We start from the raw sequence: 23,534 nt of genomic DNA, 5'->3' as shown, positions 1-23,534 counted from the left end.
CGCCAAACTCGCGGCACATTAACTGAAAATTAACTTTTTAAGATCAATATCATGACAAGCAGAAGGGATTTTATAAAAAATGCAGCGCTGGCTTCGGCGGGTGTTGCGGTTGGCTCAAATGCTTTTAGCGCAGCAAGTTACCGGAAAATTTTGGGCGCGAATGATCGCGTACGTGTGGGGATTATTGGTTTTTCCGATCGTTTTCGCAGCTCACTTGCCCCAAGCTTTTCTGATCATGCGAAAGAACTAAACTTTGAGTTTATGGGCGTATCCGACCTTTGGAACCGCCGCCGTGATGAAGCTGAGGCGTTTATGAAAGGAAAGCCTTATGCATCTGCAGAATTTGCAAAAGCAAGAAACAACGAAGAACTGCTGGGTCGTAAAGATGTAGATGCGGTCATCATCAGCACCGCGGATTTCCAGCATGCATTGCATTGTGCGGAAGCCGTGAAATCAGGCCGCGATGTGTATGTGGAGAAACCATTTGCCGAAACATTGGAAGATGCAAAAATTGCTTTAAAGGCTGTTGAAGCGTCCAAGCAAATTGTGCAGGTGGGTTCACAGCGTCGCAGTGCGCCTAACTATTGGGCTGCTTATGAATACATTAAATCAGGCAAATTCGGTGATATTACCACGGTTGAAATGACCTGGAATGTAAACCAGCCTGGTCGGTGGAGACGTAAGGAGCTGGTTTCCCAAATCAGAAAAGAAGATACAGACTGGGACCGCTTCCTGATGAACCGTCCGAAAGTGGCATGGAACCCACGCTTCTACCTTGAATTCCGCTTGTTTTATCCATATTCTTCTGGGATTCCAGGACAATGGATGGCTCACCAGATTGATACAGTGCACTGGTTCTCAGGACTCGACGCGCCACGGAATGTCGTAGCCAATGGTGGTGTTTATACCTGGAAAGATGGCCGTACGAATGTGGATACATTCAGTGCTGCTTTTGAATATGGCCCGTTTGACAACAAAGAAAAAGGCTTCCAGGTGATCTATTCGTCCCGTTTCAATAACGAAGCAGGCGGCGTGAAGGAATACTATTATTCCAATGGTGGAATGATCAATCTGGACACGAACAAGATCACTCCCGAAGGCGGTTTGAAAGCAAAAGATGCCAAAGGAATGGGCATGGAAGCCAACTTGCTGACGGAAATGTCGTTGAAAGCGGGCGATAAAATTGCAACAGACGCCAACACTGGCGGAGATCCGATGACTTCGCTTCACATGCGTAACTGGATGGAATGTATCCGCAGCCGTAAAGAAAGCAATGCGCCGGCGCGTGTTGGTTTCAACCACTCAGTTGCGAACATTATGGCCACGCAGGCGCTTCATACAGGCAAGCGCGTGAGCTGGGATCCTAAGAAAAAAGACATTGTTTTAAGCTAAACGACATTGAACGTGAACGTTATAACAAAGGGCATTGCAGTAACCGCGCTTTCTGTTTTTGCGGCAGGCGGGTTGGTGCAAGCCCAAAAAGTGGATCTGGTTAATAACGAGAAGGAAAAGAAAGTTGAAGTCAAAATCGACGGCAAAGCTTTTACATCTTATTTCTATCCGGGTGAAGACAAATTGAAAAAAGCGGTGCTTTATCCCGTTCAGACGGCAAAAGGTACGCTCATTACCAGAGGCTGGCCACTTGATCCGAGACCCGGCGAGCGCGTCGATCACCCGCACCATGTCGGGATCTGGCTCAATTATGAGGATGTTAACGGCAATGATTACTGGAACAATTCGGACGCCGTTGACCATGCAAAACGTGCTTACGGGACCATCGTTCACACCGGCATCAAATCCATGAAAGGTGGAAAAGACAAAGGTGAGCTGACGGTAACCGCAGATTGGAAGGATAAAAATGGCGTCCTCACATTAAAGGAAACCACAACATATCATTTCAGCGGTAAAGGCGACCAGCGCATTATAGACCGCTCCACAACATTAACTGCCGTGCTGGACGAAGTGGCCATGCCCGACATCAAGGACGGAATGTTTGCAATCCGAGTAGCGAGGGAGCTGGAATTGCCTTCCAACAAACCTGAAATCTTCACGGACGCAAGCGGTATAGCAACGAAAGTTCCCGTCATGAACAATGAGGGAATCAGCGGAAACTACCGCAACAGCAATGGAGTGGAAGGAGAGGATGTTTGGGGCAAGCGCGCCATCTGGTGCAACCTTACAGGAAAGATCAAAGACGAAAACATCAGCGTCGCCATGATCGATCACCCGAAAAACGTAGGTTATCCAGCTTACTGGCACGCCCGCGGCTACGGTCTTTTCGCCGTAAATCCATTAGGAATGAAAGCCCTGAGTAACGGAAAAGAAACGCTGAATTTTAAACTAAAAAAAGGCGAATCCACCACATTCCGCTACCGCCTGGTAATCGCCTCGGAACATTTGAAAGACGACGCGATTAATGCCATGGCAGCGGACTACGCGAAGACGAAATAACATAGTCCATTAAAATTTATTCTTGCCAAAAGGCGCCGCAGTTTGTGTGGCGCTTTTTTGTTATTTGAAAAGAATAGAAAGAAGTTGTATCCTTGATGTTGACATTGACTTAAACAAATATGGAAGACAAATCAAGACGGAGGTTCTTGCAAAATGCCGGACTGGCCACAATCGCTTCAATTTCCCCACTGGCAGCCGAGCCGGAAAAAGTGAAGGAGCTGTTTATTCACCACGTTTATTTTTACCTGAAAGACCCTCATAATGCACAGGATGAGGCGAAATTGCTGGAAGGTTTAAACAAGCTGGCAAAAGTCCCGACGATCCAGTATGTACACATCGGGAAACCTGCCGAGACAAACCGGTCTGTCATTGTAAGAGATTACACATTTTCATGGATGTGTTTTTTTAAAAATATAATTGAAGAGGAGATATATCAAACGCACCCGATCCACCTGGAATTCGTTAAGGATTATGCGCATTTGTGGGAAAAAGTGGTTGTTTACGATTCAGTAGGACCCAAAAAAGTAGGGTAGCACAATCAGCCAGGCGCCCGGTGTGCCAGGGCACTGCTCCCAATGAATTTCATATAGGCCAGCGGTAAAGAGCTGGCCTTTTTGCTTTTAATAGTAAACGCTTTAATCTTACATGAAGTCCATGCTGCCACTTTTCCTTCGTAAAAACCCAGTTACACTCCTTTTCATCTGTTTTGTTGCTGCCATAACACAGCCCGTTTCTGGCCAGAATGTTGTAGAACCGATCCGTTTGAATCAGGTTGGTTTTTATCCTAACGCCCAAAAGATTGCTATCGTGCTCGACGAGAAACAAACCGCTTTTGAACTTAAAGATGCGGCAACGGGGAAATCGGTTTTTAAAGGCAAGTTAAGTGAGCCGCGGACCAACCAGCACTCCGGAAAAGTCAGCCGGATAGCAGACTTTTCAAGCGTTCGGAAAGCGGGGAAATATGTTATAGAAGTTCCGTCTCTGGGAAAATCTCCTTCATTCCAAATCAAAGATCATGTTTATAAAGAAGTTGCTGCTGCCTCGCTTAAAGGCTTTTATTACCAGAGAGTTTCGGTGGAGTTGCCGGAAAAGTTTGCAGGGAAATGGGCACGGCCGGCCGGGCATCCCGATAATAAAATCTTGATTCACGCATCCGCAGCTTCGGAAGGAAGAGCGGAAAATGCTATCATCAGCTCACCGAAAGGCTGGTATGATGCGGGCGATTACAATAAATACATTGTTAATTCTGGCATTACGATGGGAACATTGCTGTCGTTATATGAAGATTATCCGTCATTTTGTGAAAATTTTATTACAAATATCCCTGAAAGCAATAATGGCGTTCCCGACGTGCTAGACGAAGCATTATGGAATTTGCGCTGGATGCTGACCATGCAAGATCCTGCCGACGGAGGCGTTTACCATAAACTGACCAATCCTAGATTTGATGGGATGATCATGCCCGATGCTTGCAAAAATCCCCGTTATGTTGTCCAAAAAGGCACTGCTGCTACGCTTGACTTTGTTGCGGTAATGGCGCAATCGGCACGCATTTTCAAAAGTTTTGAGAATAAATTTCCTGGTCTTTCCGATTCTTGCGTCACTGCCGCTGTGAAGGGGTGGGAATGGGCCCGCAAAAACCCTGCGGTGATGTATAACCAGGATGAGATGAATAGAAAGTTTGACCCGGATGTGGTAACGGGTGCTTATGGCGACCGCGATGTAAAGGACGAATGGGTATGGGCCGCAGCAGAAATGTATGCGCTGACCAAAAAGCCCGACTATCTCAAAGACATTGACTTCCAGGCCAACCAGCCTATGCCTTTGCCGACATGGAGTCAGGTGAGAACATTGGGTTATTACACGATGATCAGATTTGCGAAGGAACTTAAAGTGGATCCGGCGTTGACAAAAAGTTTAGAAAAGAACATTATAGAATATGCTGACAACTTGCTAACCGACTTGGAAAAACAACCATATCACACGGTTATGGGCAAAACGGCCAAGGATTACGCTTGGGGCAGCAGTTCCGTGGCGGCCAATCAGGGTATAGCATTGCTTTACGCTTTTAAACTCACACAAAATCCGAAATACGTACTGGCCGCACAGGGAAACCTGGATTATTTGTTGGGCAGGAATGCGACGGGATATTCATTCCTGACCGGATTTGGATCGAAACGCGTGATGCATCCTCACCATCGGCTGTCTGTTGCCGATGGCGTTGTTGATCCTGTTCCGGGACTTTTATCAGGTGGTCCCAATCCGTCTCAGCAGGATAAATGCACGACCTATACCAGCAAATTTGCAGATGAGTCGTTCACCGATGACGATTGTTCCTATGCTTCCAATGAGATTGCGATCAACTGGAATGCACCCATGGTTTATCTTGCCGCCGCACTGGAAGCATTGTCGGAAATGAAATGACGGCTTACTGTTTAGTCGATTCGACGGGCACGGTCGGAGGCGTTTCGTTATAACCCTTCTTGCCCGTCATATTTTCTTCTTCCGACTCCCTGGCTGCTTCTTTCGAAAGTGTTTTCGAAGGTTTTGCGCTGTCGTCTTTTTGCTTCTCTTTGCCTTTTGGTCCACCGTGCGTCGGTGAGCCGCCTTCTACATTTTCTTTATTTGCTTGCGCTGCCATATTCGTCTGATTTTTACGATTAACGCTCAATTTTCATACCCGAAGCCTATACGTTTGCAATGATTATTAAATTCTACACATTGAAACGCTTTCCTTGGGGTGGAATAGATTCCCGGGAGGTCACTTGTCATCAGGACCAACAAAAAAAACATCCGGTCAAACGACCGGATGTTTTCCAAATTACCCTAAACCTTCAACTGCCATTTAATTACTTAGTATCTGCCTCTGTGGTCACGGGCCCAGCCGTCGCCGCGGCGATCGCTCATTCTGCGTGTGTCGGCCATTAATCTTTCCAGATCTTCACGAAGGATCCGTGTTTCTCTTGGCGACAACCTTCCGCGGTGGCTGTATTCTCTCTCGCGGGCCTCGATACGCTCGTAGCGGTTCATCAGCGCGTTGGCTTCCCGGGAAGACAATGTGCCGCGGTTGATTCCGGCCGCAATGCGTTGGCGCGCTTCGCGTTGCAAATAGTTGATCTCAGATCCGCCCCGCTCACGATACTCGTAGTGACGGCGGTCACCCCGTTCTGAGTGAGGCGTTGCACCATATTGAGCGAATGCGCTTGTGAATCCTAATGTGACCAGTGCGACTGCAAAAAATATCTTTTTCATGACCAATAAATTTTTAAGTTCATGGGTTAGAGGGCCGCAAAAGACATAGGTTTAAATTGCGCTTGTTAATGATTGTTAAGGAAAAAACAACCGTTTAAACGCTATACAGGACGATTTGATTCTGAGATACTTACCTTTTGCAAATTGAATTTTGGATAGATTCTTTTGCTTCTGCCAGAATATCTTCTGCTTTTTTTCCGGCAGGCTCAATCCCTGGAAGCACGGTCCAGGAGAGGTGGGAAAATGATTTGAGAGGGAAAATTCCTTTTGGATTAAATGAGCCAGTGCCATTAATCGCGATAGGAACGATCAATGCATCCGGGGCGCGTTTCAGCAATGTGGCTACGCCGCCCGGGACGAAGGGCTTCATGATGCCACTGGCTGTGCGTGTCCCCTCGGGGAAGATAATGGCTGATGTTTTTTCATCATGGATGAGTTTGCCCAGTCGCGCTATCTCCGTCACCGCTTGTTTGCCATCTTTCCTGTTGATGAGCGCTGCACCGCTTTTTCTCAGGTTATATGAAATGCTTGGAACGCCTTTTGATAGTTCTATTTTAGATACGAACCGCGGGTGATATTTTCTTAAAAACCAGATGATCGCCGGAATGTCGAATGTGCTTTGGTGATTGGCAACAAAAATAATGGGGCGATTATCAGGCAGCTGCGTCAGGTTTTGCAGCGTAATGCGGGAGCCGGTGAGATACAAACCGTAGGTAAGGAAGAAGTTGAGATAGTCGACAACGGCTTTGTGTATTTTTTTACCAAAAACATGAAATGCAATAACCTGTAAAACGTGAAAGACGAGAAGGGTTAGGCCGAAATGAGTCAGGTAGATAGCACTAAGAACATAGTCGAGAATTTTTTTCATCCGGTTTTTTTCTGCAAAAATAGTTTAAAACTGCATCGATCATGCTAATTTATCAGCTGTGAAATGATAAAAGTCATTCAAAACTTACATTAAATTCGCGTAATTTGTAAATTAACAAACAGAGCTAAAATCAGAAATATAATGGATACCGCACTTTCAGCTGAAAGACTTGAAGTCATGCAACATGTAGGAAAGGACCTAAATGTGCTTATGACGGAATATTTAAAACCAATTGAGGAGAACTGGCAACCCACGGATTTCTTGCCGGATGCCAGTAGTGAAAATTTTTTCAGCGAAGTCAAGTTATTGCAGGAAAGCTGCCGCGAATTACCTTACGACTACATTGCAGTGCTGATCGGCGACACCATTACCGAAGAAGCGCTGCCTACTTATGAATCCTGGTTAATGGATGTAATTGGTGTAGATCAGGTTAATAATCCATCCGGATGGTCTCAATGGGTGCGTGCATGGACAGCGGAGGAAAATCGTCACGGCGATCTTTTAAACAAATATTTATACCTGTCCGGCCGCGTAAATATGCGTGCTATGGAGGTTTCAACACAGTTTCTGATTGCCGATGGATTTGATATCGGTACAGACCGCGATCCTTACCGGAACTTCATTTACACCTCTTTCCAGGAATTGGCTACCAATGTTTCGCACAGAAGAACGGCGACGTTGGCCAAAAAATTCGGAAACCCGCATTTGTCTAAAATTTGCGGTGTGATCGCTTCTGACGAAATGCGTCATGCAAAAGCATACAAGGACTTTGTAAGGCGTATTTTAGAGGTGGATCCTTCGGAGCTGCTTCTGGCCCTGGAAGATATGATGCGTAAAAAGATTGTAATGCCCGCACATTTCCTACGTGAATCGGGCGTGAAAATGGGTGATACATTCTCTCATTTTTCCGATGCAGCGCAAAGGCTCGGGGTTTATACAACCAATGATTACATTGAAATTCTGGATAGTTTGTTGATAGAGTGGGAGATAGGCGCCGTTCGGAATATTAACGAAAAGGCCGAGAAAGCCAGAGACTACCTGATGGCGCTGCCCGACAGGTTAAAGAGAATCGCAGACCGGACAAGAGTTCCGGAATTGCAATATGAGTTTAGCTGGATTAAATAATTGAGAATGTTGAGTGTGGTCAACATGACCGGCTGAGCATCGTTAACCTGTTACGCTGAGGGTAGTCAACCTGTCACACTGAGCGGAGTCGAAGTGCAGTATCATCGCTTCGACTCCGCTCAGCGTGACAGATTACTTGATCAGCATTACGGATCCATTCTTCCGCATCACCTTTCCCTCATTGGAGATTCCTTCTATCATCCATACATAAGTCCCGGAAATGGCTTGTTTTCCGTCAAATGTGCCATCCCAGCCCTTGTTCATATCTTTGGTGTAAAACATCAATTCCCCCCATCGATTGTATATTTTGAAATAATTAAGGCTGGTAATCTCATTAATCACCGGCATTAAGATCTCATTTTTCCCATCACCATCCGGTGTAAATGCCGTCGGAACATTCAGGTTTTCGCGTCGTCTTACCCGCAGATTAACAGTTGCTTTTCCTGTACAACCCATCCCCGAAGTAATGGAGACGGTATAACTTTGATCTGCCTGCAACGTGGCCCGCGGGCTCGGACTCGACGGATTGGTTAGCCCATCGGGCGGCGACCATACGAAGGTGGCGTCATTCAGGTTCGTGACTTGCGGCGATGAAGCGACAAGTTGATAAGGAACATTGACGTCGATCAAAGCATCAGGCGTAGTGCGCACCTCAATCGCCGGGGCCACCTGAACCGTAACCGTATCTCTGAGATTGCACACGCCTAGCGATGCATTTACAATATATTGTGTTGTGGTTGAAGGGCTTGCAATCGGATCCTTTAAGCTTGCATTGTCCAGGCCCACTTGTGTTTCCCAAGTGAATGTTTGCGCGTTGCTGGTTGTGAAAAGCTGCACCGATTCACCTGCACAAACAACCGTGTCGGGAATGGTTTGAACATTAATATTGCTTGAAAATTCGACTCTAACGGGTTCACTGACCACACAGCCATCGCCATCTTTCATGAAAACCTTGTAATTGGCCGGAAAAAGTTTAAATGTTGCATCTGCCTGATAATTAACGGAATCTATCGAATATTGGTACGGCATCGTTCCGCCTTTTCCGGTGATTGCAAGTGTTCCTTCACTGTTGCCATCGCAGGTTCCGGGTTGTAGCGTAGTGGTAAGGCTCAGGTCGCTGACAGCCACCTGCTTAATGTTGGTAATCTCGTTTTGGCATAGCAAATTGGTAATTTTCAGCTGCACATCTTTTTTTCCTGCGCTGTTCCATCTTACCGTATAAGGGCCCATATCTCGTCCTGAAATAACCTGTGCACCGTCAAAATCCCATTCGAATTTGTAGCCGTCGCCGGGGACCGGAATGGTGCCCGTGTATTTTATTTCAACAATCTGGTCGCTTTTGCAAATGTTGAATGGAACGGTCGAGAAGTCTGCGTTCGGATTTATGTTGGCTGTAAAACAGATATCGGTAAATGTCTTATCCACATCCGTTTTGGAAAAATACTGGTCCGTAAACGACAAATATCCAAAATTAGCCTGCCCCGATTCACAGGAAACCGACTGATCATCCCGGAAAATATAGATAGGCGTCCCCGCTTTGCCAACGTATCTGCCGTCGGCATCATTATAAGATGCAAAAAGCGTGTTATCTACATACACATCCATAATACCGGTTTGACCGTTTCGCGTGAATGTCAGCAGATAATAAGTGTTTGTATTAAAAAAAGGACAGGCTCCTGCGATGCCGAAAGGGTAAAAATCAATGCAGCGGTCCGCGGAGCCATTCTTGTCTTTAAAATAAATTCCCTGATCGGAGACACCATTTGAAAAATCAATGATCCGCGCCCACGTTTTGCCCCAGTCGGTGGGCTTAACATACATTTGGATGGTGTAATTGTCTGTTATTGCTCCTTCTGTATTGGGATACATTAAGCCCCAGTTCAGATTGTTTTGATAAACCGTTCGCCGCACGCCGCATGGTAAAACATCATTTACAAAGCCGCCACCAATAGCCGGAGCGTCACACGCGCCCAGTGCTCTTGCAGGCGTAAGCGCGGGCCCGCACTCGGGAGCTGCCACGTCGAATGTCTCATAAAACCGGTAAGTATGCTTAACAGTCTGCCCGTAAGAGGTTGACAGGTAGGAGAATGCGCAAAGAAAAAGTAATAGTAATCGTATTTTCATATTCAGCCGAGGCCGGAAGTAAAGAACGTGAGTGACGCTGATAAATCTATAAACGGTAAACAGCCCGATTTATGTCGGAATCTTTGAAGCGGCTAAGTTGTAATGGTTTTTATACTAAAATTACGCTAAATCCCACATATTAGATGTTAAGAGCCGGTTATTTGAAAGGGGAAATGTTTAAACATTTAAAGAGGCCCCGTAACCGGAACCTCTTTGACTGCATTGATTTTAAGATTGACTTATTGATTAACGGCCTTCAAATTACCGTCCTTGATCATCAGATTTTTTCTGGTTTGCAGATCATCGCGAAGCAACTTCCTGAATGGTTCCACGGTTTTCGCAGCTGCTATTCTGCTGTTTGCGACGGCTGGTACGCCCATCACTTCCAGAGCTTTACGGAAAAGAGTTTCGTTTTCATCCCCGAATGCGCTGTAAGGGACTTTTGAATCTTCCACAATGTAGTTGGGCGTAATGCCATCAACAGTTCCGTAGTCCGACTCGTCGTTAGCATTGGCCGTTTGACCCAACATTACATAAACGCCCCACTTCCAGCGATCCTTATTGTCATTGATCAACGAACCGAACAGGTTCTTACCCGCCGTGTTCTCTCCGATGGTGATAACATTCATATAAGGTTTTAATCCATTAATAACCAGCTCACTAGCCGACGCAGTGCCGTTGGAAGTAAGGACAAAAACGCGATTAAGATTGCTGCCAATGTTATTAGGCTCCGCCTGGAAGTTGTAATTGAGCGCATTAGCTCCATTTTGCTTTTGCCAGTAAGCGATGTATTTATCGTTCCATTGCTCTTTGTAGAAGATCTTGGAAGCCGTGATGTTTTTACCGATCAATGACGCCAATGTGTTCGCGGAGCTGATATAACCGCCCGAATTCAAGCGCAGGTCAAGTACCAGTTCGTTAACGCCCTTTGCTTTGAAATCAGCAAAAACCTGGCGCAGTTCGTTATCATACTTGTTCTTATCAGCCTCATTACCAGGCACAAATTGCGTGTAGACCAGGTAGCCGATCGTTTTACCGGCAGTCGGCTTGGATATAACGGTGGAAAAGGCAACAGGATCTTCGGTAACCTCTGCTTTTGTGATGGAATATGTCGTATTGGTCGCGATGATTTTACCATCTTGTAACGCACCCATGGTGAGTTTAACCGTCTCATTTCCGCTCAGTAAGCTAGCGTAATTACTTTGCGTTAACTGAGTTCCGTTCACTTTCAGGATGATGTCACCTCTTTTCAGGCCCGCAGCCGCGGCAGGGCTTCCTTTGACGACATAGTTTAGAAAAGCGCCGATATTCGACTGACCGTCATCAAGAAAAGAAAGCGAATAACTGATCCCGAAAATTTTGCTGACACCATTAAATTCGTTTTGCAGCGCATCAATGTCATCTGTCAAAGCCGAAAAACGATCGACAGTTTGTCTTTGGTAAATCAATTTTTCGAAATAGTCATAGGGGCTTGCCGAAGCGTCCAGGCTGGATTCCGCAGGGAGCTCCTTATACCAGAAATACGCATCGTCCATCACTTCATAAAGCCAGGCGTTGATCGCTTTTCTATCAGAAACCGACGTCGTATCCGCTGCAGCGAGCACGTCCGGTTCCACATCTTTATCCTTGCACCCCACCACCGCCACCGCAAATGCAAGCGCAAAAAGAAGGTTTAACTTTTTAAGATTTAACATATTAGCAGGTTTGTTGAATTCATTGTTTAACGAACTATACTGCTAATACGTATGTCAAAAGCACTTTGTGGCGCCGGCAAGCGGGTGGAATGGGGGAAAATTGGTGAATTTAATTGAGATTTAATGAGTAGGAATCGTGGTTAGATTCCCATCATTCTCAAATCCCTGTCAATCCTTTAAAAAACTTCCTCGCAATCATAGCGTATTCCAACGGATTCGCCTTGGCGGGGTCTTGTTCGGCTTCTAGGACGATCCAGCCGTTGTAGTCGCTGGTTTTGATGATGTCGAAGAGGGCGGGGAAATTGATGCAGCCTTCGGGGTCGCCGGGGACTGTGAAAACGCCGCTTTTTACGGCGGTCAGAAAGCTAAGCTTTTCGTCGTGAACGCGTTGCAGGACATTTGCGCGAACGTCTTTTAAATGAATGTGCGCTGTGCGGCCGATGTATTTTTGCAAAGCACCGGCAGGATCTTCGCCGGCAAAATGGAAATGTCCGCAGTCGTAATTCAGGAACACATTTTCGGGATCGGTTTCATTTAAGAGGCGATCCGTTTCTTCAATGGTTTGAATGCAGGTTCCCATGTGATGGTGAAAAGCCAGCTTCATGCCGCGGTCACGGGCAATTTTGCCCAGTTCGTTCAAGCCAAATGTGAAGCTATCCCATTCTTCTTTGGTATGCAACATGCCTTTTCCTTCGAAAACGGGCACATTCATTTGCCCCTGGCAACTATTCCCCGTTTCGCCGCCACCGATCACTTTCGCTCCCATTGTTTCCAGGAAGTCAAGCAATGTGGTGAAGTTCTCGCGGTTTTCGGCAAAGGTTTTGGTCGTTAGCTCATAACTGTTCCATTGGTTGCAAATCTGCAAACCTCTCAATTCCAATGCTTTCTTCAACACATTCGTATCACGCGGAAACTTATTGCCGACTTCGCAGCCTGTGAAACCGGCCAGCGCCATTTCGCTGATGCATTGCTCAAATGTATTTTCACCGCCCAGTTCGGGCATATCGTCGTTGGTCCAGTTGATGGGCGCAACGCCTAGTTTAATGTTCTCGAAATTCATGACTTATAGGAAAATGCGCTGTTCTTTTTTGTTCGTTTTATATGTTTCAAAGGCCTTTTGCACGCTCGGAGATGTCGATACTTCTGCGATCGGCACCTCCCACCAGGCGTGGTAACCTTTCACGGTGCGGTAAAGACTGGTTTCAATATAGATAACCGTGGTGCGGTCGGCCGTCTTGGATTGTGCCAAAGCGTTTTCCAGCGATTCGCGATCTGTTGCGCGGATTACATTAGCGCCCAAGCTTTCTGCATTTTTAGCCAAATCCACCGGCAGGAAATCGCCTGAAAGCTGTCCGGATTTTTCATCCCGATATTTATACATTGTTCCAAAACGCTCGCTGCCAATGCTTTCTGAAAGTCCACCAATGCTGGCGTAACCATTGTTATTTAAAAGTAAGATAGTAAACTTGATCCCTTCTTGAATGGCAGTCACGATCTCATGGTTGTTCATCAAATAGCCGCCATCACCACAGATCACGTAAATTTCCCGCGTCGGATCGGCCATTTTCGCGCCCATACCTGCTGCGATCTCATAGCCCATGCAGGAGAAACCATATTCCAAATGGAAGTTCTTCGGATCCGTCGCACGCCATAATTTATGTAGATCGCCAGGCGCGCTGCCTGAGGCATTGATCATCACATCCCGGTCGTCCATAAAGCTGTTTAATGTTCCAATCACAACAGCCTGATCGATAGGCACAACCGTTCCGTTTCCTTCGGCGTAAATTTGGGTTACTTCGTCGTCCCAGGCTTTGTTAACCTCCGCGATGTGCTGGCGGTAATTTGATTCAACTTCATAGTCGCCTAATAAGCCGGATAACTCTTCCAAAACAGCCTTCGCATCCCCAATCACCGGCAATGCAGCGTGCTTGAAAGCATCAAATTCACTGATGTTAATGTTAATAAACTTTACATCCGGGTTCTTGAATATCGACTTGGAAGCCGTCGTAAAATCGCTGTAACGCGTTCCTATGCCGATCACAACATCGGCTTCGTTCGCAATTTCAATCGCATATTTCGTCCCGGTTGCGCCCAGACCGCCAATGCTGTAAGGAGCGTCAAAACGAACCGCGCCTTTTCCAGCGAATGTCTCACCGACTGGAATGCCTGTTTTGCTTGCAAAACTTCCAAGCACACCACAGGCATCACTGTAAATGGCACCGCCGCCGGCAACGATGACAGGGTTTTTAGAAGATTTAATCCATTCCGCAGCTTTCTGCAATGTGGTCAAATCTGGTCTCGGCCTGCCGACGTGCCAGACTCTTTTCCTAAAAAGTTCTTCCGGGAAGTCGTATGCATGCGTTTGAACATCCTGCGGCATGGATAATGTTACCGCGCCCATTTCCGATTGCGAGGTGAGCACGCGCATCACTTCCGGCAGCGAGTAAATGAGCTGTTCAGGGCGGTTGATGCGGTCCCAGTATTTAGAAACGGGTTTGAAACAATCGTTGACAGAAATGTCCTGCGTCGAAGCGCTTTCCAATTGCTGCAAAACTGGATTAGGCTCGCGGGTAGAGAAAATATCTCCGGGCAAAAGCAAAACAGGCAGCCGGTTAATGGTCGCCAATGCCGCGCCGGTGATCATATTGGTAGCGCCGGGGCCTATGGAAGTCGTACAAACGAATGCGCCGAGGCGGTTTTTTACTTTCGCATAAGCAACAGCCGTATGCACCATCGATTGCTCGTTGCGGCATTGATAGTAACGGAAATCAGGGTTTTCCTGCAAAGCCTGGCCCAATCCAGCCACATTACCATGCCCGAAAATCCCGAAACAACCACCAAAATAAGGCTGTTCCACACCGTCGCGCTCGATGAACTGGTTCTTTAAAAATGTGATCGTAGCTTGCGCTACTGTGAGTCTTCTGGTCATTTTGTGATGATTTTGCTTGAATTATCAGGCGAAACTGAAATCGCCGGCTTTGCCTGTGCAACCGAACAGGTCGAACTTTTTCAGCATAAATTTTTTGTATTCTTCCATAAAAATCTTCCCCGGCGTGGTCGGAGCGAACTCGTCCGGCTTGTCGCGGAAAAACTCGCGGTTAACCATCGTCCAGAGCAGCCGCGTGTCCGTGGCAATATTAATCTTGCAAACACCCAGTGGGATCGCTTTCCTGATTTCGTCTTCCTGCACGCCTTTGGCATCCGTTTTGAGGTTGCCGCCCGCCGCATTAATGCGCTCCACAACCTCCGGAATCACATTGGAACCGCCATGCAGCACCAAAGGAAAGCCCGGAAGCCGCTGCTGAATCTCTTCCAAAATGTGAAACTGCAAACCCTGTCCGCCCGAAAACTTGTAAGCGCCATGGCTTGTCCCCACCGCAATGGCCAGACTATCACAATCCGTCGCTTTGACAAAATCCTCAACCTGTTGCGGATTGGTATAAAAAGAATGTGCGGCATCCACCGTCAGATCATCTTCCACACCCGCCAAAACGCCCAATTCGGCCTCCACGCTAATGTTCTTCGCATGCGCACGTGCAACGACTTCCCTGGTACGAGCCACATTCTGATCAAAATTATCATGACTTGCATCGATCATCACCGAGGTGTAACCGCCCGCTTCAATGGCTTGAAAAATATGCTCTTCAAAACCATGATCCATGTGGATTGCATAGGTTACATCAGGATATATCCGGGCCGCCGCAGCGATCATAGAAAGCAGCATATCGGGGTGCGCATAATCTCTTGCAAACGGGGTTGTCTGCACTATAAATGGCGCTTCCGCTTCCCGAGCCGCTGCGAACAGGCCGTGGATTTCTTCCATGAAAAACACATTCACCGCCGGAATCGCATAGCGGCCATAGCATTTTTCAAAAAGTTGTTTTGTTGTTAAAAGCATATTTTTTACCAAAACACGGTGTACAATGCCGCGATAACTCCGCAGATCATGATCGAGCCAATGACGAAACTTTTGCCCGGTTCGAACATGGTCCGGTCGATTTCCAGTCCTTTTGGATTGTGCCTGCTTTTTGGATCAGCCAATGTCATGACCACAATTACCGCACAGAGAATCAAGAAGATTATGCCCATACGATCCAGAAATGGAATTTCGGGAGCCAGGAATTTGCCGGCTGTGGAAAGCGGGATGGTTAGCAACGCAGCCGTAAGCGCCGCTGCGGAAGTCGTTCTTTTCCAGAACATTCCAAGAATAAAAATCGCGAAGACGCCCGGGGTAATAAAGCTGCTGTATTCCTGAATAAACTGATAAGCCTGATCCAGCGCACGAAGCTGCGGTGCAATAATGACGCCAATCGCCATAGCCACATAAATCGTGTAGCGACCTATTCGAACGAGTTGCTTTTCGCTGGCATTGGGGTTAATGTATTGTTTGTAAATGTCGAGCGTAAAAATGGTTGAAATACTGTTTGCTTTCCCAGCCAAAGATGCCACAATCGCCGCCGTTAGTGCCGCAAAGGCCATTCCTTTTAGTCCGCCCGGAAGCAAATTGAGCAAAACAGGATAAGCATGGTCCGGTTTTACAACCCCGACGCCATCCAGCATTTCCTTTTGAAACATGCCATTTTGATACAAAACATAAGCTGCAATGCCCGGAATAACCACAATAATCGGAATAAGTAGTTTCAGCAAAGCCGCAAACAAAATCCCTTTCCGCGCAGTCTTTAAATCAGCGCCTAAGCTTCTCTGAATAATGTATTGATTGCAACCAAAATAGGCAAGGTTATTGATCCACATCGCACCAATGATCACAGACAATCCCGGCAAGTCTTTGTAAAAAGGGTTTTCCTTAGGCAAAATCATGTGGAAATGTGAGTCTGCCTGTTCTTTGAGCAAGCCTAATGCATTGAAAATCCCAGGCCTGTTGAAATGCGTGGAAACGAGATCCAGAGCCAGATAAGTAGTTGCTAACCCGCCCATGACAAGCACAATAACCTGTACAACGTCCGTATAACCAATCACTTTCATCCCGCCAATGGTGATGATGACCGCAAAAAGCCCTAGCCCAATGATTCCCCATGTAAAGTCCAGACCAGCAGTAACTTCCAATGCCAATGCACCCAAATAAAGAATCGAGGTAAGGTTTACAAACACGTAAAGCAACAGCCAGAAAACGGCCATAATGGTCGCCACCGTAGGATTATACCGCTCCCGGAGGAATTGCGGCATGGTGTAAATCTTATTTTTGAGATAAACCGGCAGGATAAAAAGCGCCACCACAATTAACGAAGCCGCCGCCATCCATTCATAGGAAGAAATCGCCAGCCCGATCGCAAAACCCGAACCCGACATCCCGATAAAGTGCTCTGCCGAGATGTTAGAAGCAATAATCGAGGCGCCGATCGCCCAGAATGTCAGTGACCCTTCGGCCAGGAAATAGTCCGTCGAGCTGACTTCCTTGGAGCTTTTCTTTTTGTAAATCCAATAACCATAAGCAGAAACGCCTATCAAATAAATAAAGAATACAACATAATCCAGCGATTGCAAACCGGTATTGGACATTCGGGTAAAGGGTTAGGTAAATTGGTATTCAATTTTCTGCACGAAGTAACTTAAACGACTGCATACTGCAAAACCTCCTCGATTTTCACACTTCTGCCTTCTGTCAGCGACTTCATCGCAGCGATGCCGATGGCGGTTGCCATGAGTCCGTCGTGCGCATCCACAAGAGACGGCTTGTCTTGCAACACACAGTCAATGAATGATTTAAGGCAAACGCGATAAGCTGTTTCGTATCTTTCCAGGAAGAAATGCAGCGGCAAGGAAATGTGTCCGCCATTGCTGTCGAAATGCACGAGCGTGTCGGAGGTGTTGTTTTCCGCCTTCGCCATGCCTTTTGATCCAAAGATTTCAAGACGCTGGTCGTAACCGTAAACTGCTTTCCGGCTGTTGTCAATCACGCCGATAGCGCCATTTTCAAATGTCAAAACAATTACTGCTGTGTCGATGTCCCCGAATTCTTTAATCTCCGGATGGATCAATGCGTCGCCTTTTACAAAAACCTCCTTCACCTCGCTGCCCACGATGTAGCGCGCCATATCGAAATCGTGGATCGACATATCAAGGAAAATGCCGCCTGAGATTTTCAGATATTCTACTGGCGGAGGCGCAGGGTCGCGGCTGGTAATGCGCAGAATGTGCGGATCACCGATTTTATTGGCTTCCACCAGACTGCGGACATTGCTGAAATTGGCATCAAACCGACGGTTGAAGCCCAACATTAATTTCACATTATTCTCACTCACAGCCTTTTCCGCAGCGTGAATCGCTTCCAATGTTACGTCCAAAGGTTTTTCACAAAACACATGCTTTCCTTTTTCCGCAGCCGCAACTGTATAAGGAACGTGGAATGGAGTAGGGGAGCAAATGATAACCGCCTCAACATCAGGATGGTTGATCACATCATAGGCATCCGTAGTAACCTCGGCAACACCCAGACTGCGTGCAAATTCATGTGCCGCAGGTGAGACGTCGGAAGCGATAATCACCTCTGCGTCAGGCATGTGATGAACCAGGTTGCTCAAATGTATCTGCCCGATCCGCCCCAGGCCAATTACCCCGGTCTTTAATTTTCTAGTCATTTTAGTATTAGAATAATGGTTTATGTTTTGTCAAAACTTCCTGTTCCACTCTTTAAGCCAGCGTTCGATCACGACTTTGGTTTGCGTGAAGAATTCTACCGCGTGTTTTCCTTGTCCGTGCAAGTCGCCGTAGAAGCTTTCTTTCCAGCCTGAGAAGGGGAATTGGGCAACGGGCGCGGCTACGCCAATGTTGATACCAATGTTTCCGGCTTCTGCTTCGTGGCGGAATTTGCGGGCATTGGAGCCGCTGCTGGTGAAGATGCAGGCCATATTTCCGTATTTGCCAGCATTAATAAAGCGGATCGCTTCGTCGATGGTGTTAATGTGCACGAGGCTCAAAACCGGTCCAAAAATCTCCGTTCCGGCCAATTCGCCGTCCAATGGGATATCTTCGATAATGGTAGGATTAATGAAGTTTCCGCCTTCATAGCCTTCCACTTTTGCATTCCGGCCATCAACGAGCAACCTTCCGCCTTCGCTTAATCCTTTGTCAATCAATGTCTGAACGCGGTTTTTGCTTTCTGCTGAAATTACCGGGCCCATTTGCACGTCGCTATCGAGTCCGAAACCGGTCTTTCTGTTCCTGGCAGATTCCACCAGACTTTCCGTAATGTCCTTATGCTCACCAACTGTGATAATGGTCGAAGCTGCCAGACAACGCTGTCCCGCGCAACCATAAACGCTGTCGATCACGATTTGGGAAGTCATTTCAATGTCTGCATCGGGCAGCACGAGCACTGGATTTTTTGCGCCGCCTTGTGCTTGTACGCGTTTTCCGTTCGCAGCGCCTTTTGAATAAACATATTTAGCAACATTGGATGATCCAACGAAGCTAATGCCTTTGATAGCAGGATGTTCCAGAATGCCATCGACCACTTCACGCGCACCTTGCACGAGGTTAAGGACGCCTTTTGGCAGATCCAGCTTTTCCATCAACGCCACAATTTTGGTCATTGTCAACGGCACTTTTTCCGAAGGCTTAATGATGTAGCTGTTCCCGCAAGCCAGCGCGTAAGGCAGGAACCAGAATGTGATCATTCCGGGGAAATTGAACGGCGCAATGCACGCACAAGGGCCCAGCGGCTGACGGATCATGTATTCGTCGATGCCCTTGGCGATGTCTTCGGAAAATTCTCCCTGCATCATCGCAGGCATTCCGCAGGCATTTTCCACATTCTCAATCGCCCGCACCATTTCGGCTTTGGCTTCGATGAATGTCTTTCCTGATTCCAGCACGATCGTCCGTGCAATGTCGTCGGCATTATCTTCCAGCAATGTTTTTAGCTTAAACAAATATTGAACGCGCTTGGAGACGGGCGTGCTTCTCCACTCCTGAAACCCCTTAACAGCGGCTTCTGCGGCATCTTCCACGTCCTTTGCATTGCCATAAGGCACCTGCGCGAGCACTTCCTGGTTAGCAGGGTTCAGCACATTCTCGAAATGATCCGAATGGCTGTCCACCCACTTTCCATTGATGTAATTCTGTAATTTTTCCATTTTATCTAAATTGTATTAATTCAAAAGTTTGGTCAGATTTTCCGATTATCGGACATTGGGTCGCGGGAATTGGAAGACTACAAGCCGCCGTAACCGGAAACAAAAGCATCCACCTCGGCCCGGGTCGGCATAAAATTGGCGCAACCTTCGCGCGTCACAATGATCGCCCCGCAGGCATTGCCCATTCTTACACTCTGATAAAGGTCCCAGCCGCTCAGTAACCCGAAAGAAAATCCGGCGCAAAACGCGTCGCCAGCACCGAGCACATTCAAAACTTCAACAGGAAAGCCAGGCACCTTAACCTCTTCTTTTCCAGGCTGAAAAATAGAAGCGCCATCTTTCCCACGCTTGACGACCAATGTTTCCACACCGGACGCCATAATTTCCTGGATTGCGTTTTCAATGTTGCCGCGGATTTCAGGAGCGGAGATTTGCTGATGTTTAATGAGGAGCTGCTCCTTGTCGGTCAGGAATGTGGCTAAAATTTCTTCTTCCGTCCCTACGACAATCTTGAAGCTGGGCAATGCAGCCCGGATTGTTATGCCAAACGCCCTCGGATCAAACCATTGATCGGCTCGGAAATCAATGTCCAGCAAGCGGGTAACATTGTTTCTCTTGGCCAATTCCAATGCATAAAACATCGCCGTGCGGCTCGGATCTTTGCTGAATGCGGTTCCTGAAAACACAGCGGCTTTGAAATCCCCGAACGGAATGGCATCAACGTGATCCAGGTTCAGGTTAATATCGGCGCAGTTTTCGCGGTAATAAACGAGCGGAAAACGATCCGGCGGCTCAATGCCCAGCACTACGGCAGAGCTTCTCGTGCCTTCTATTGTTGGCACCCAGTCCGTCACAATGCCTTCCTGATCGAGGAAATGTTTGATGAAATTCCCAACCTGATCGTTGCCTATGCCCGTTAGAATGGCCGTTTCCAAGCCCAGTCTGCGTGCGCCGGTGGCAATGTTCAGCGGGCAACCGCCCACGAATGCGTTGAATGCTTCAATTTTTTCAAAAGGACTGCCCACATTGGCCGAGTACAAGTCGATAGACGAGCGGCCGAGAGTCAGTAAGTCGTATTTTTTCATTGCGGAGAATTAAAAAAGGGGTGCGGCGTTATTTGCCATTCATTTCAGCCGTCACAATCGGCAGGCGCGGATCGGAGCCTTTCCAGCTTCCGTAAATCCAGTCGTGGTCGGGGTCAGAAGTGTTGGCCAGCGATTGGTCGCTTCCGGCCAGGAAATTGAGATAATAAACATTATAACCGTGGCCAGCTACAACCGGGTGATAGCCTTTGGGGACCAGAACGGCTTCGTTATGATGCACCCGCACAATTTCATCCAGCGAACGGTCCTCGGTATAAACCTGCTGAATGGCGTAACCCTGCGGTTTGTCGATTTTGTAAAAATAGATTTCCTCCAAATTCGCTTCGATCAGATTGCCGTTTTCATCTTCTGTCCGCACGTCATGCTTGTGGGCAGGAAACGAGCTCCAATTGCCGGAAGGCGTGTAAACTTCTACGCAAACGATCTTATGGCACTCAAAACCAGGCTCCAATAAGCTGTTGATCTGGCGGTTTGCATTGTCGCCGCCCCGATATTCAATGGCTGCTTCTTCCGGGCGCTTCATACGCGGCGGATGGTCTTCATTGGAAGCTACATAGCAAATCGCAATGTCGGTCTGAGGTGATTGTGCCGTTAAAACGTAATCCGTATTTCTCGACAAATACATGGCATGCCCAATTCCGCTGAACACATCTTTGCGACCGTTTTTCGTTTCCCAGGTTTGTCCCGCGGCTTCAACTTTGAAATTTCCGCCAAGCAAAACGAAGCAATATTCGTACTCGCCCGTGTTTCCTGAAATTTGTTCGTTTACATCCAGTATTTTAGCCTCGAAGTTCAGGTAAGTCCAACCGGCTTGATCGCTCGTAAGGGAATGGTAGGTTTTTTGGTCAGGCGCAGGTTTAACTAGCAGGTCACTCATTGTGGTTATTCGTTACATTTGTACACAATGATAGCGTTGTATAAATTAAACACAAAATGTAAATATGTTTATATTGAATGCAAACGTTTGAAAAAATTTTAAAATTTTAGTTGCCATAATCATACAAATGAATTCCCCCCGACCCGTAACCATTAAAGACATTGCCCGCCGTTTCCGGTGCTCGCCATCAACCGTTTCCCGCGCTCTTAACGACCATCCGGCTATCAACGAAGACACCCGAAAAAACATCCAGGAATACGCCCGGGAGGTGGGTTACCAGCGGAATGAGGTGTCTTTGAGTTTGTTAAATAAAAAAACTGCATCGCTGGGAGTAGTCGTCCCGACGATCAGTAATTACTACGAAACCGCCGTCATTGAAGGTCTTCACCAGGCATTGCAGCCCATGGGTTACACGCTTAACATTTGTGTAACCAATGAGAATTACGCTCTGGAAAAAGAATATCTCGCCAAACTGCTTTCGAACCGGACCGAAGGAATTTTCCTTTCCGTATCGCAGGAGACTTATGACTCAGGCTATTACGAGCATCTGGAAAGTGTAATCCAACGAAAAACACCGCTCATTTTTATCGACCGCGAGTACGAAGATTTCGAAACCAGCCGGGCCACGGTGGATGATTATCATGGTGCTTTTGCGGCCGTTGAGCATTTGCTCAGTATCGGATATAAGAACATCGCCCATCTGAAAGGGCCTAACGGCCTAACGGTCAGTGAGCAACGTTTGAAAGGCTACATTGATTGCTTGAAAAAATACGACATGCCCGTTCGGGAAGAATTTATCATTAACACCAACTTCAAAGTCGAAAGCGCCATTGTACCCACGAAGCGGCTCCTGGAAATGGCCACGCCACCGGATGCTATTTTCGGTGTAAACGACCAGGTCGCCATCGGAGCCATGCGGGTCGTTAAAGACAAAGGCCTCCGCATCCCGCAGGACGTCGGCCTGGTAGGCTTCGACAATTCTCCCATCTCCGCCTACACATTCCCATCATTAACCACCGTAAGCCGCCCCGGCCGCAAAATAGGCATGGAAGCGTCGAGGCTTTTCCTTAACCAAGTCAATGGCGCAGAGGACTTTAAGCATGAAAGCATTGTGCTGCCTTCGGAGTTGATTATCAGGGAGAGTTCGTTACGGATTTAATGTTTAACCTGCGGATTTTAAATATTTGAAAAAATTTTGTGACCGATAGAAAAGTCTAACGTCTAAAAAAGGGTGCGCTATTGCACCATCGTAACTTAAAAGTTACCTTTATCATGACGAAGATTAGGAGGGTTATTGAGTACAAACATTATTTTAGAGACTTTGTCTATCAGCAAACGCCTAGGATTAAAGAAAAAATCTTTAAGGTGCTGTTTGGAATTGAGACATTGGAGCGAAATCCAGCAAAGTTTTTAAGGTACATTGAGGGTTCAAATGTCCTTTACGAGGCGCGCATAAAACTGGGCTCTAACATTTGGAGAGTTTTTTGTTTCTTTGACAGTGGCAATCTTGTTATACTTCTAAATGGTTTTCAAAAGAAAACACAAAAGACGCCAAGAAGAGAAATCGACAAAGCATTGAGATTAATGCAGGAATATTATCACACTAAAAATAGCAACAATGGACATCACAACTTGGGATGAAATTAAAGATGAAATTTACGGTAAGGTAGGGACTGAATGGAGAGACCAGCTCGAAAGGGACTGCGAAAGTTTTAAAATTGGACTACTCCTCAGAAAAGCCCGTGAAGACAGAGAACTTACGCAGGCACAGCTTGGGGAAATCATCAATAAAAAAAGGGAATATATTTCCAGAGTAGAAAATGATGGAAGCAATCTAACTCTTAAAACGCTTTATGATATTGTAGAAAAAGGGTTAGGGGGAAAAGTGAAGATTGAGCTTGAATTCTGAGATATGTTTTAGTTTAAATACAAAAAAGCAGCCGGATC

At 46.9% G+C, this 23,534-nt stretch carries 21 protein-coding genes; 8 read left to right on the top strand and 13 right to left on the bottom strand.

Annotated features, from left to right (window positions below; translation table 11 throughout):
* The first annotated feature begins 51 nt into the window (after window positions 1-51).
* The 4 genes from G395_RS0112830 (at window position 52) to G395_RS0112815 (ending at window position 4,875) form a co-directional block, all read left to right on the top strand.
* Complete coding sequence (locus tag G395_RS0112830) at window positions 52-1,392, top strand: Gfo/Idh/MocA family protein (protein WP_026630409.1); 1,341 nt, start codon at window positions 52-54, stop codon at window positions 1,390-1,392.
* 21 nt (window positions 1,393-1,413) lie between these two features.
* A complete protein-coding gene (locus G395_RS0112825) occupies window positions 1,414-2,451 on the top strand; it encodes a DUF6807 domain-containing protein (RefSeq protein WP_374754383.1) in 1,038 nt (345 codons plus the stop codon).
* A 119-nt stretch (window positions 2,452-2,570) separates the two neighbouring features.
* Window positions 2,571-2,984: a Dabb family protein gene (locus G395_RS0112820; protein ID WP_026630407.1), complete on the top strand. Its 414-nt coding sequence runs from the start codon at window positions 2,571-2,573 to the stop codon at window positions 2,982-2,984.
* A 112-nt stretch (window positions 2,985-3,096) separates the two neighbouring features.
* On the top strand, window positions 3,097-4,875 hold the full coding sequence (locus G395_RS0112815) for a glycoside hydrolase family 9 protein (protein WP_026630406.1): 1,779 nt from the start codon (window positions 3,097-3,099) through the stop codon (window positions 4,873-4,875).
* Window positions 4,876-4,879: 4 nt separating this feature from the next.
* Here G395_RS0112815 and G395_RS0112810 read toward each other — a convergent pair whose 3' ends face one another.
* The 3 genes from G395_RS0112810 to G395_RS0112800 form a co-directional block, all read right to left on the bottom strand.
* Window positions 4,880-5,092: a hypothetical protein gene (locus G395_RS0112810; RefSeq protein WP_026630405.1), complete on the bottom strand. Its 213-nt coding sequence runs from the start codon at window positions 5,090-5,092 to the stop codon at window positions 4,880-4,882.
* A gap of 212 nt (window positions 5,093-5,304) precedes the next feature.
* Complete coding sequence (locus tag G395_RS0112805) at window positions 5,305-5,703, bottom strand: hypothetical protein (protein ID WP_026630404.1); 399 nt, start codon at window positions 5,701-5,703, stop codon at window positions 5,305-5,307.
* Window positions 5,704-5,833: 130 nt separating this feature from the next.
* Entirely contained in the window at window positions 5,834-6,571 is a 738-nt protein-coding gene (locus tag G395_RS0112800; RefSeq protein WP_026630403.1) for a lysophospholipid acyltransferase family protein, read from the bottom strand.
* A 141-nt stretch (window positions 6,572-6,712) separates the two neighbouring features.
* Between G395_RS0112800 and G395_RS0112795 the strand changes: the two genes are divergently transcribed.
* On the top strand, window positions 6,713-7,696 hold the full coding sequence (locus G395_RS0112795; RefSeq protein ID WP_035361185.1) for an acyl-ACP desaturase: 984 nt from the start codon (window positions 6,713-6,715) through the stop codon (window positions 7,694-7,696).
* Window positions 7,697-7,828: 132 nt separating this feature from the next.
* Here G395_RS0112795 and G395_RS0112790 read toward each other — a convergent pair whose 3' ends face one another.
* The 10 genes from G395_RS0112790 to iolB form a co-directional block, all read right to left on the bottom strand.
* The gene (locus tag G395_RS0112790; protein ID WP_026630401.1) at window positions 7,829-9,820 is read right to left on the bottom strand and encodes a T9SS type B sorting domain-containing protein; all 1,992 of its coding nucleotides are present in this window, start codon (window positions 9,818-9,820) and stop codon (window positions 7,829-7,831) included.
* A gap of 239 nt (window positions 9,821-10,059) precedes the next feature.
* A complete protein-coding gene (locus G395_RS29335) occupies window positions 10,060-11,514 on the bottom strand; it encodes a S41 family peptidase (RefSeq protein WP_229204152.1) in 1,455 nt (484 codons plus the stop codon).
* Window positions 11,515-11,671: 157 nt separating this feature from the next.
* The gene (iolE, locus tag G395_RS0112780) at window positions 11,672-12,574 is read right to left on the bottom strand and encodes a myo-inosose-2 dehydratase (RefSeq protein ID WP_026630400.1); all 903 of its coding nucleotides are present in this window, start codon (window positions 12,572-12,574) and stop codon (window positions 11,672-11,674) included.
* Window positions 12,575-12,577: 3 nt separating this feature from the next.
* Complete coding sequence (gene iolD, locus G395_RS0112775; protein ID WP_026630399.1) at window positions 12,578-14,443, bottom strand: 3D-(3,5/4)-trihydroxycyclohexane-1,2-dione acylhydrolase (decyclizing); 1,866 nt, start codon at window positions 14,441-14,443, stop codon at window positions 12,578-12,580.
* A 24-nt stretch (window positions 14,444-14,467) separates the two neighbouring features.
* Entirely contained in the window at window positions 14,468-15,412 is a 945-nt protein-coding gene (locus G395_RS0112770; protein ID WP_026630398.1) for a class II fructose-bisphosphate aldolase, read from the bottom strand.
* A 5-nt stretch (window positions 15,413-15,417) separates the two neighbouring features.
* A complete protein-coding gene (locus G395_RS0112765; RefSeq protein WP_026630397.1) occupies window positions 15,418-17,031 on the bottom strand; it encodes a sodium/sugar symporter in 1,614 nt (537 codons plus the stop codon).
* Between the two features lie 50 nt (window positions 17,032-17,081).
* A complete protein-coding gene (gene iolG / locus G395_RS0112760) occupies window positions 17,082-18,110 on the bottom strand; it encodes an inositol 2-dehydrogenase (protein WP_026630396.1) in 1,029 nt (342 codons plus the stop codon).
* A gap of 30 nt (window positions 18,111-18,140) precedes the next feature.
* Window positions 18,141-19,607: a CoA-acylating methylmalonate-semialdehyde dehydrogenase gene (locus G395_RS0112755; RefSeq protein WP_026630395.1), complete on the bottom strand. Its 1,467-nt coding sequence runs from the start codon at window positions 19,605-19,607 to the stop codon at window positions 18,141-18,143.
* Between the two features lie 77 nt (window positions 19,608-19,684).
* Entirely contained in the window at window positions 19,685-20,692 is a 1,008-nt protein-coding gene (iolC, locus tag G395_RS0112750; RefSeq protein ID WP_026630394.1) for a 5-dehydro-2-deoxygluconokinase, read from the bottom strand.
* Between the two features lie 28 nt (window positions 20,693-20,720).
* Window positions 20,721-21,587 carry a 5-deoxy-glucuronate isomerase gene (gene iolB, locus G395_RS0112745; protein ID WP_026630393.1) on the bottom strand — a complete coding sequence of 289 codons (867 nt, stop codon included), beginning with the start codon at window positions 21,585-21,587 and terminating at the stop codon, window positions 20,721-20,723.
* Between the two features lie 127 nt (window positions 21,588-21,714).
* On the opposite strand from iolB, the gene G395_RS0112740 reads away from it, so the two are divergent.
* The 3 genes from G395_RS0112740 (at window position 21,715) to G395_RS0112730 (ending at window position 23,496) form a co-directional block, all read left to right on the top strand.
* The gene (locus tag G395_RS0112740; protein WP_026630392.1) at window positions 21,715-22,746 is read left to right on the top strand and encodes a LacI family DNA-binding transcriptional regulator; all 1,032 of its coding nucleotides are present in this window, start codon (window positions 21,715-21,717) and stop codon (window positions 22,744-22,746) included.
* A gap of 113 nt (window positions 22,747-22,859) precedes the next feature.
* Window positions 22,860-23,228: a type II toxin-antitoxin system RelE/ParE family toxin gene (locus tag G395_RS0112735; RefSeq protein WP_026630391.1), complete on the top strand. Its 369-nt coding sequence runs from the start codon at window positions 22,860-22,862 to the stop codon at window positions 23,226-23,228.
* On the top strand, window positions 23,206-23,496 hold the full coding sequence (locus G395_RS0112730; RefSeq protein WP_026630390.1) for a helix-turn-helix domain-containing protein: 291 nt from the start codon (window positions 23,206-23,208) through the stop codon (window positions 23,494-23,496). Before G395_RS0112735 ends, G395_RS0112730 begins: the two co-directional genes overlap by 23 nt.
* Window positions 23,497-23,534: the final 38 nt, after the last annotated feature.

It is taken from the genome of Dyadobacter alkalitolerans DSM 23607 (assembly GCF_000428845.1).
GTDB lineage: Bacteria > Bacteroidota > Bacteroidia > Cytophagales > Spirosomataceae > Dyadobacter > Dyadobacter alkalitolerans.
The sequence above is the reverse complement of the archived record's forward strand: the minus strand, read 5'-3'. Positions and strand labels throughout refer to the sequence as shown.

Excerpts from the sequence above, each read along its gene's own strand:
- G395_RS0112805 (WP_026630404.1), bottom strand. The coding sequence starts at position 5,703 with ATGAAAAAGATATTTTTTGCAGTCGCACTGGTCACATTAGGATTCACA.
- G395_RS0112795 (WP_035361185.1), top strand. The coding sequence starts at position 6,713 with ATGGATACCGCACTTTCAGCTGAAAGACTTGAAGTCATGCAACATGTA.
- G395_RS0112810 (WP_026630405.1), bottom strand. The coding sequence starts at position 5,092 with ATGGCAGCGCAAGCAAATAAAGAAAATGTAGAAGGCGGCTCACCGACG.
- G395_RS29335 (WP_229204152.1), bottom strand. The coding sequence starts at position 11,514 with ATGTTAAATCTTAAAAAGTTAAACCTTCTTTTTGCGCTTGCATTTGCG.
- G395_RS0112740 (WP_026630392.1), top strand. The coding sequence starts at position 21,715 with ATGAATTCCCCCCGACCCGTAACCATTAAAGACATTGCCCGCCGTTTC.
- G395_RS0112770 (WP_026630398.1), bottom strand. The coding sequence starts at position 15,412 with ATGCTTTTAACAACAAAACAACTTTTTGAAAAATGCTATGGCCGCTAT.
- G395_RS0112800 (WP_026630403.1), bottom strand. The coding sequence starts at position 6,571 with ATGAAAAAAATTCTCGACTATGTTCTTAGTGCTATCTACCTGACTCAT.
- G395_RS0112815 (WP_026630406.1), top strand. The coding sequence starts at position 3,097 with ATGAAGTCCATGCTGCCACTTTTCCTTCGTAAAAACCCAGTTACACTC.
- iolG (WP_026630396.1), bottom strand. The coding sequence starts at position 18,110 with ATGACTAGAAAATTAAAGACCGGGGTAATTGGCCTGGGGCGGATCGGG.
- G395_RS0112755 (WP_026630395.1), bottom strand. The coding sequence starts at position 19,607 with ATGGAAAAATTACAGAATTACATCAATGGAAAGTGGGTGGACAGCCAT.
- iolB (WP_026630393.1), bottom strand. The coding sequence starts at position 21,587 with ATGAGTGACCTGCTAGTTAAACCTGCGCCTGACCAAAAAACCTACCAT.
- iolC (WP_026630394.1), bottom strand. The coding sequence starts at position 20,692 with ATGAAAAAATACGACTTACTGACTCTCGGCCGCTCGTCTATCGACTTG.
- iolD (WP_026630399.1), bottom strand. The coding sequence starts at position 14,443 with ATGACCAGAAGACTCACAGTAGCGCAAGCTACGATCACATTTTTAAAG.
- G395_RS0112820 (WP_026630407.1), top strand. The coding sequence starts at position 2,571 with ATGGAAGACAAATCAAGACGGAGGTTCTTGCAAAATGCCGGACTGGCC.
- G395_RS0112765 (WP_026630397.1), bottom strand. The coding sequence starts at position 17,031 with ATGTCCAATACCGGTTTGCAATCGCTGGATTATGTTGTATTCTTTATT.
- iolE (WP_026630400.1), bottom strand. The coding sequence starts at position 12,574 with ATGAATTTCGAGAACATTAAACTAGGCGTTGCGCCCATCAACTGGACC.
- G395_RS0112730 (WP_026630390.1), top strand. The coding sequence starts at position 23,206 with ATGGACATCACAACTTGGGATGAAATTAAAGATGAAATTTACGGTAAG.
- G395_RS0112830 (WP_026630409.1), top strand. The coding sequence starts at position 52 with ATGACAAGCAGAAGGGATTTTATAAAAAATGCAGCGCTGGCTTCGGCG.
- G395_RS0112735 (WP_026630391.1), top strand. The coding sequence starts at position 22,860 with ATGACGAAGATTAGGAGGGTTATTGAGTACAAACATTATTTTAGAGAC.
- G395_RS0112790 (WP_026630401.1), bottom strand. The coding sequence starts at position 9,820 with ATGAAAATACGATTACTATTACTTTTTCTTTGCGCATTCTCCTACCTG.